Raw genomic sequence first — 5,009 nt, forward strand, 5'->3', positions numbered from 1 at the left:
CAGACCGTCGACCTCACCTCGGCACGGCCGAGGTGAACACCGAGCCCCGCCAAAGTCCTCGACGCCCCACCGCCTACTGTGCACGAGCTCGTTAGGCGTCCTCCCAGAGCCGGACGATTGCCCGGTACTTCGTTCCCCATTTCTCCTGGAACTCGCCGAACCGCTCGGCTGCTGCGGCCTCGGTCGGAGCCGTGCAGACAGGCCGCAGGTCCTTCGCGAGTTTCTCCCGGTCCTGTCGGCCCGCGTAGCGGAAACTGTTCCGCAGCAGATGAACCACGCAGGTCTGGACCACGGCCAGGGGCCAGACGCGGGTCACGGACTCGGGAAGTTCCCTGGGCCCGTCGCAGACCGCCATGAGGACATCCGCGACGCCCCGGGTCTTGATCTCGATGAGGACGTGCTGCCGGTACTTGGCCCCCTCACCGCCGTCACCGACCCACAGGCCGAGGATGTCGCGGGCTCCTTCCGCCGTCACGGCGAGCGCCATGTAGACGGGCCGGTTGGCGACCTGGCCGTCGCGGATCTTGACGTTCACGCAGTCGATGAACGCGACCGGGCAGACGCGGTCGAGCGGGCGGTTCTGCCATTCGGCCATCCGCTCGAGCACGCTGTCCGTGATCGTGGAGATCGTCTGCTTGGACACATCGGCGTCATAAACCTCGGCCAGATGCGCGGAGATCTCTCCATGGGTGAGGCCCTTCGCCGACAGCGACAGCACCGTCTCGTCGACGCCCGTCAGTCGCCGCTGCCGCTTCTTCACCAGTTCCGGCTCGAAGGACCCGTTCCGGTCCCGCGGAACGTCGATCTCCACCGGTCCGGCCTCGGTCGTCACCATCTTCGACCGGTGTCCGTTGCGGTAGTTCCCGCTGCGGCCGTCCTCCGTCCGCTCACCGCTCTCCCGGTCCAGGTGGTCGGTGAGCTCGCCTTCCAGAGCTCCCTCCAGCAACAGCTTCGTCAGCTGGCCGAGAAGTCCCCCTTCTCCGGTCAGGCTCACGCCGTCAGCCTTCGCCTGGGCCATCAGCTGGGCCACCAAGGCCCTGTCCAGCGACGGTGCAGCCGTCTTCTGGCCCACCTCAGCGGTCGAACGCGTGCTCTGCTTCACGGTCTTGCTCCCATCGGTCACAGCAGCCATAACTGCCGCGATCTATTGGGGAGTTAGACCCTTCACGCCACAGGCCCGATCTGCCGGTGCCGGGGCTGGTCTCGGGGGAGGCGCGTGCTTCTTCGGTCCCCAGGCCTGCGAAGTCGGAGTCGGCATCGGCGGCTTCGTCGGCGGTGCCTTCGGGGTCGGGGTGGTAGTCGGGCGGCACATCGCAGACTGAAACCGTGGGGTGGGGGCGACGCACGATCGCCTCCACCCTGCTCAGCTGCAGTTCATATCGTAAGAGCGAGAGGAGTATGTATGCGAAGCTCAGGGGACTTGCGAGAAAGCCGTATCTGGAAAATTTGCGTTTGGACGGTACTCGTTCTGTGCGTGCTCTCTTCAGGAACCTCCCTTGCGGCTGGGCGTTGGGGCTTCCTCGTCCTTAGTGGCGTAGGCGTGGTCGCAACGGCTTCGGTGCTGGTCCAGTTTCGGCGCGGAAAATAGACCAGTGAACCGTTTTCATCCTGTCCTGCAGGGGTGATGATGCAGGGCAGTGAGGTTCCCCCGCTATGCGGGAGTTGCTGACTAGCTGGTCAGGGCCGGTTGGCGTGGTTTCAGGTTCACCGGTTCGGCCGGTTCCTGGTCGGCGTAGTGCTTCTCCTCGAACTCGATGGGGCTGAGGTAGCCGAGGCGTTTTTGGATGCGGCGGGGGTTGTAGAAGCCGTCGAGGTATTCGAAGAGCGCGAGGTTCGTCTTGGCCCGGGTGGCGAAGGTCCGGCCGCGGATGCACTCGGTCCTGACCAGCATCCACAGGTTCTCGGCAAGGGCGTTGTCATAGGAGTCCCCGACGGAACCCATGGATGCCTCGATCCCTGCTCCCACCAGGCGTGCGGTGAGCTTCACGGACGTGTACTGACAGCCGTGATCCGCATGATGGATCAAATGGCCGGGTTCGACCTCCCGGGATGCGAGGGCGTACTCGAGGCAGGTCAGCACGAGGTCGGCGTCCGTGTGGGCGGAGGTCTCCCAGGCCACGACCCGGCGGGAGGACGCGTCCCGGATCGCTGACAGCCACAGGGGTCCCTCGAGGGTCGTGATCATGGTCAGGTCGGTGACCCACAGCCGGTTCGGCGCGTCGGCGGTGAAGGTGCGCCTGACCAGGTCGGGGGCTGGGTCGGCGTCCGGGTCGCGGCGGGTGAAGCCCTTGCCGTGCCGGCGCGGGCTGATCCCGGCGAGGCCGGCTTCGCGCATGAGCCGCTCGACTCTTTTCCGGCCGACGTGAACGTCCTGCCGTTTGAGGACGGCATGGACGCGGGGAGAGCCGTGGATTCCGCCGGAGTCGGCGTGGATCTGCTGGATCTGCCGGGTCAGCTCGGTGTCCCGGCGGCGCCGTTCGCACAGGTGTCTCTTCGCCCGGCGCCATCGGTAGTAGGTCGAGGAGGGAATGTGGAGTTCCCGGAGGGTGGGCTCGACCTCCAGGTGGTCGTGCTCGTCGAAGAGCGCGATCACCTGGGCCGGGTCGGGTCGAGCTGTGCCGCGAAAAAAGACGAGGCCGTCCGCAGGATTTCGTTGGACCGCTTGAGCTGGGCGTTCTCCTTCGCAGCGCGGCGAGCTCCGCGCGTTCGTCGCTGGTGAGCAGGTCGTCGCGTTCGCCGGCGTCGGCCTCGGCCTGGCGGATCCAGCCGCGCAGGGCCTCGTGGTGCACGCCGACCTCCTCGGCCATGCGGCGGATCACGGGCTTGGGCTCCGACGCGCGGTACATCCGCACCGCACGCTCACGCAATTCCAGCGGGTATTTCCTCGGGGCAGGCATCTACAGGGCTCCTCTCGGTGAGTCCCATATGACCCGCTGTCGTCATCCCCCCGCACCTCGGGGGAACCTCACATACCCAAACCGTTACGGATGAGCCGTCGCACGTGGGTTGCCGCGTGGGTGGTGCTGTGCGTGGCCGGTATCGCTGCCACCGCCGCACTGAACGCCTTTCCGGCGCCTGACCCACAGCCCGAGAAGCCCGTCAGCGCCGAGTGCGCCGAGTACATCGCGGACATCGAGACGCAGCTGGCCAAGGCCAAGAAGGAAGGCAACGACGACGGCGTGCTGGCCTTCACGCGAACCCGGGTCGGCGCGGACGGCTGCAGCGATGAAGTTCTCGACCACTTCAGCAGCGACCGGTGAGCCGCCGTGCAGGGCTCGCCGTCACAGCAGGGCTGATCTGCGCCGGTGCCGTGGCGATCACCGCCGTGAGCGCCGCGACGGAACCACAGCCGCAGCCCACCCGACCGCGGGTGCACTCCTCCTGCCTGGTCCTCCTGCCTGGCTGCCGACACCAAGCCGATGCCTGTGGGCGACGACCCGTGCGGCAGCCGTTGAAGAACCACTGAGTGACTGTCCCTCGCGGGACGGCGACTGAGGCATCTGCCCGCCCGCGTCCCTCCCGGTCAGGGCCCACAGCCGGGAAGCCACCAGCGCCGCCCCGGGCCCCCGAGCCAGAGCACCGCCCGGGAACCGGCAGCATGGGCGCGCCTCGCCGAAGTCGAGGCGGCGGGCACGCAGGCTCAGCACAATCAGGAGCCGACCGAGCACAACGCGGCCCGGGCCCGGATCAGGCGACGGTCCAGTCGCGTAGCTGGCGGGCGATCCGGGCGACGCCGAGCGATCCAGAGGCCGCATCCCGCACGAGCGCGACCGCCGCCTTGGGCAGGTAGTCGAGTTCGCGCGCGTTGAGGATCAGGTAGGCCTCAGTCGCGTGCCAGGCGAAGCGCTCGTTGGAGTGCTCCAGACACGGCAACTTCGCCAGGGTCTGCAGCAGCGCGCCGGCCTTGAGATACAGGGATCCGTAGATGTCGCGCTCCATCGCGCGGGCATTGACCCGGGCGACAGCGGCGTACAGCGGTCCGAGGTCGTCGACCTGAGGATCACCGTCGAGCAGCTCAGCGGCATGCAGGAGGAACGTGACGTCGAGCGGGTGGAGCGGTTCCGGCTGGGTCACGCGGCGTGGCCTCGCTCCTGGCGCTGTCCGAGTTCCCGCTGCGCTTCCTGCTCGGCCGCCCGCTGTTCGGCACTGGGATCCAAACTGCTGGGCTCGGCAGCGAATGCCGCGCCGCTGCGGGCCATGGATACCTGGAAACCGTCCAGGAACTTGCGTTCCACGGCGGTCGCGCGGTCGTAAGCGGCGGAGAGGATGTACTCCTGCATGCTGACCCCCGCCTGCTTGGCCGCGGCCGCGATAGCGGCCCGCTGCGCGGGGTCGGGGAAGCGCAAGCTCATTGCTTTGGGGTCCGACATGGTATCCATGATACCAGCGATACCGTACGTGTGTCTCATGAGCGACGCGGACGACCCCGGCCCCGGGCGGCCGTCGGTGAAGACTGGGCAGCAGGCCCGCTAAAGTTTCCCCGTGATCTTGGGAACTCGATCTCTATGCCGCGAGGGTGTGCTGGTGGCGCTGCCTGGTCTCAGCCGGGGTGAGGTAGCCGAAGGCCTTGTGTTTGCGCAGGCGGCGCCGGTTGTGGAACGTCTCGGTGAAGGCGAGGACCTCGGCGCGGGCGGTGGTCCGGTCGGGCCGGGTGCGGATCTCTTCCTTGAGCAGGGTCCAGAAGCTCTCCGCGGCGGCGTTGCCGAAGCACGATCCGGTGCGGCCGCAGCTTTGCCGCAGGCCCAACTCGATTATTTTCCTGCGGAATTCGGCTGATGTGTATTCGCTGCCGCGATCCGAGTGGGTGATGCGTTCCGGCTGCAGGCCGCCGCGACCATGGGCCGTCTTCAGGGCGTCGGCGACGAGGGAGGCGCGGTGGTGGTCGGCTGTTGCGTATCCGACGACCTCGCGGGTGGCCAGGTCCAGCCGGCAGGCGAGGTGGAGCCGGCCCTCGGCGGTGGGGAGGCAGGTGATGTCCCCGACCGGCTTCGTGCCCGGCCACTCGGCGT

Annotated in this window: 5 protein-coding genes and 2 pseudogenes; 1 reads left to right on the forward strand and 6 read right to left on the reverse strand. The window is 67.8% G+C overall.

Annotation, left to right across the window (positions count from 1 at the left end; translation table 11 throughout):
* Positions 1-94 precede the first annotated feature (94 nt).
* The 3 genes and pseudogenes from ACIQ8B_RS32805 to ACIQ8B_RS32815 form a co-directional block, all read right to left on the reverse strand.
* Positions 95-1,132, reverse strand: a pseudogene (locus ACIQ8B_RS32805) (IS256 family transposase); the annotation flags it as partial.
* Between the two features lie 537 nt (positions 1,133-1,669).
* Positions 1,670-2,593 (reverse strand): IS3 family transposase, encoded by a 924-nt coding sequence (locus ACIQ8B_RS32810; RefSeq protein ID WP_403551977.1) that lies wholly within the window; start codon positions 2,591-2,593, stop codon positions 1,670-1,672.
* A 142-nt stretch (positions 2,594-2,735) separates the two neighbouring features.
* Positions 2,736-2,897, reverse strand: a pseudogene (locus tag ACIQ8B_RS32815) (transposase); the annotation flags it as partial.
* A 90-nt stretch (positions 2,898-2,987) separates the two neighbouring features.
* Here ACIQ8B_RS32815 and ACIQ8B_RS32820 point away from each other — a divergent pair.
* Entirely contained in the window at positions 2,988-3,260 is a 273-nt protein-coding gene (locus tag ACIQ8B_RS32820; protein ID WP_403551979.1) for a hypothetical protein, read from the forward strand.
* 427 nt (positions 3,261-3,687) lie between these two features.
* Here ACIQ8B_RS32820 and ACIQ8B_RS32825 read toward each other — a convergent pair whose 3' ends face one another.
* The 3 genes from ACIQ8B_RS32825 to ACIQ8B_RS32835 form a co-directional block, all read right to left on the reverse strand.
* Entirely contained in the window at positions 3,688-4,074 is a 387-nt protein-coding gene (locus ACIQ8B_RS32825) for a fic family toxin-antitoxin system, toxin component (RefSeq protein WP_290003514.1), read from the reverse strand.
* Complete coding sequence (locus tag ACIQ8B_RS32830; RefSeq protein ID WP_290003513.1) at positions 4,071-4,379, reverse strand: DUF1778 domain-containing protein; 309 nt, start codon at positions 4,377-4,379, stop codon at positions 4,071-4,073. The genes ACIQ8B_RS32825 and ACIQ8B_RS32830 overlap by 4 nt, the downstream gene beginning before the upstream one ends.
* Positions 4,380-4,503: 124 nt before the next feature.
* The coding region (locus tag ACIQ8B_RS32835) for a transposase (RefSeq protein ID WP_403551981.1) at positions 4,504-5,009 on the reverse strand (506 nt) is incomplete at its 5' end.

It is taken from the genome of Streptomyces sp. NPDC096105, assembly GCF_044763335.1.
GTDB lineage: Bacteria > Actinomycetota > Actinomycetes > Streptomycetales > Streptomycetaceae > Streptomyces.

Bases quoted from the DNA above. Each gene is read 5' to 3' on its own strand.
- ACIQ8B_RS32820 (WP_403551979.1), top strand. From the start codon at position 2,988: ATGAGCCGTCGCACGTGGGTTGCCGCGTGGGTGGTGCTGTGCGTGGCC.
- ACIQ8B_RS32830 (WP_290003513.1), bottom strand. From the start codon at position 4,379: ATGGATACCATGTCGGACCCCAAAGCAATGAGCTTGCGCTTCCCCGAC.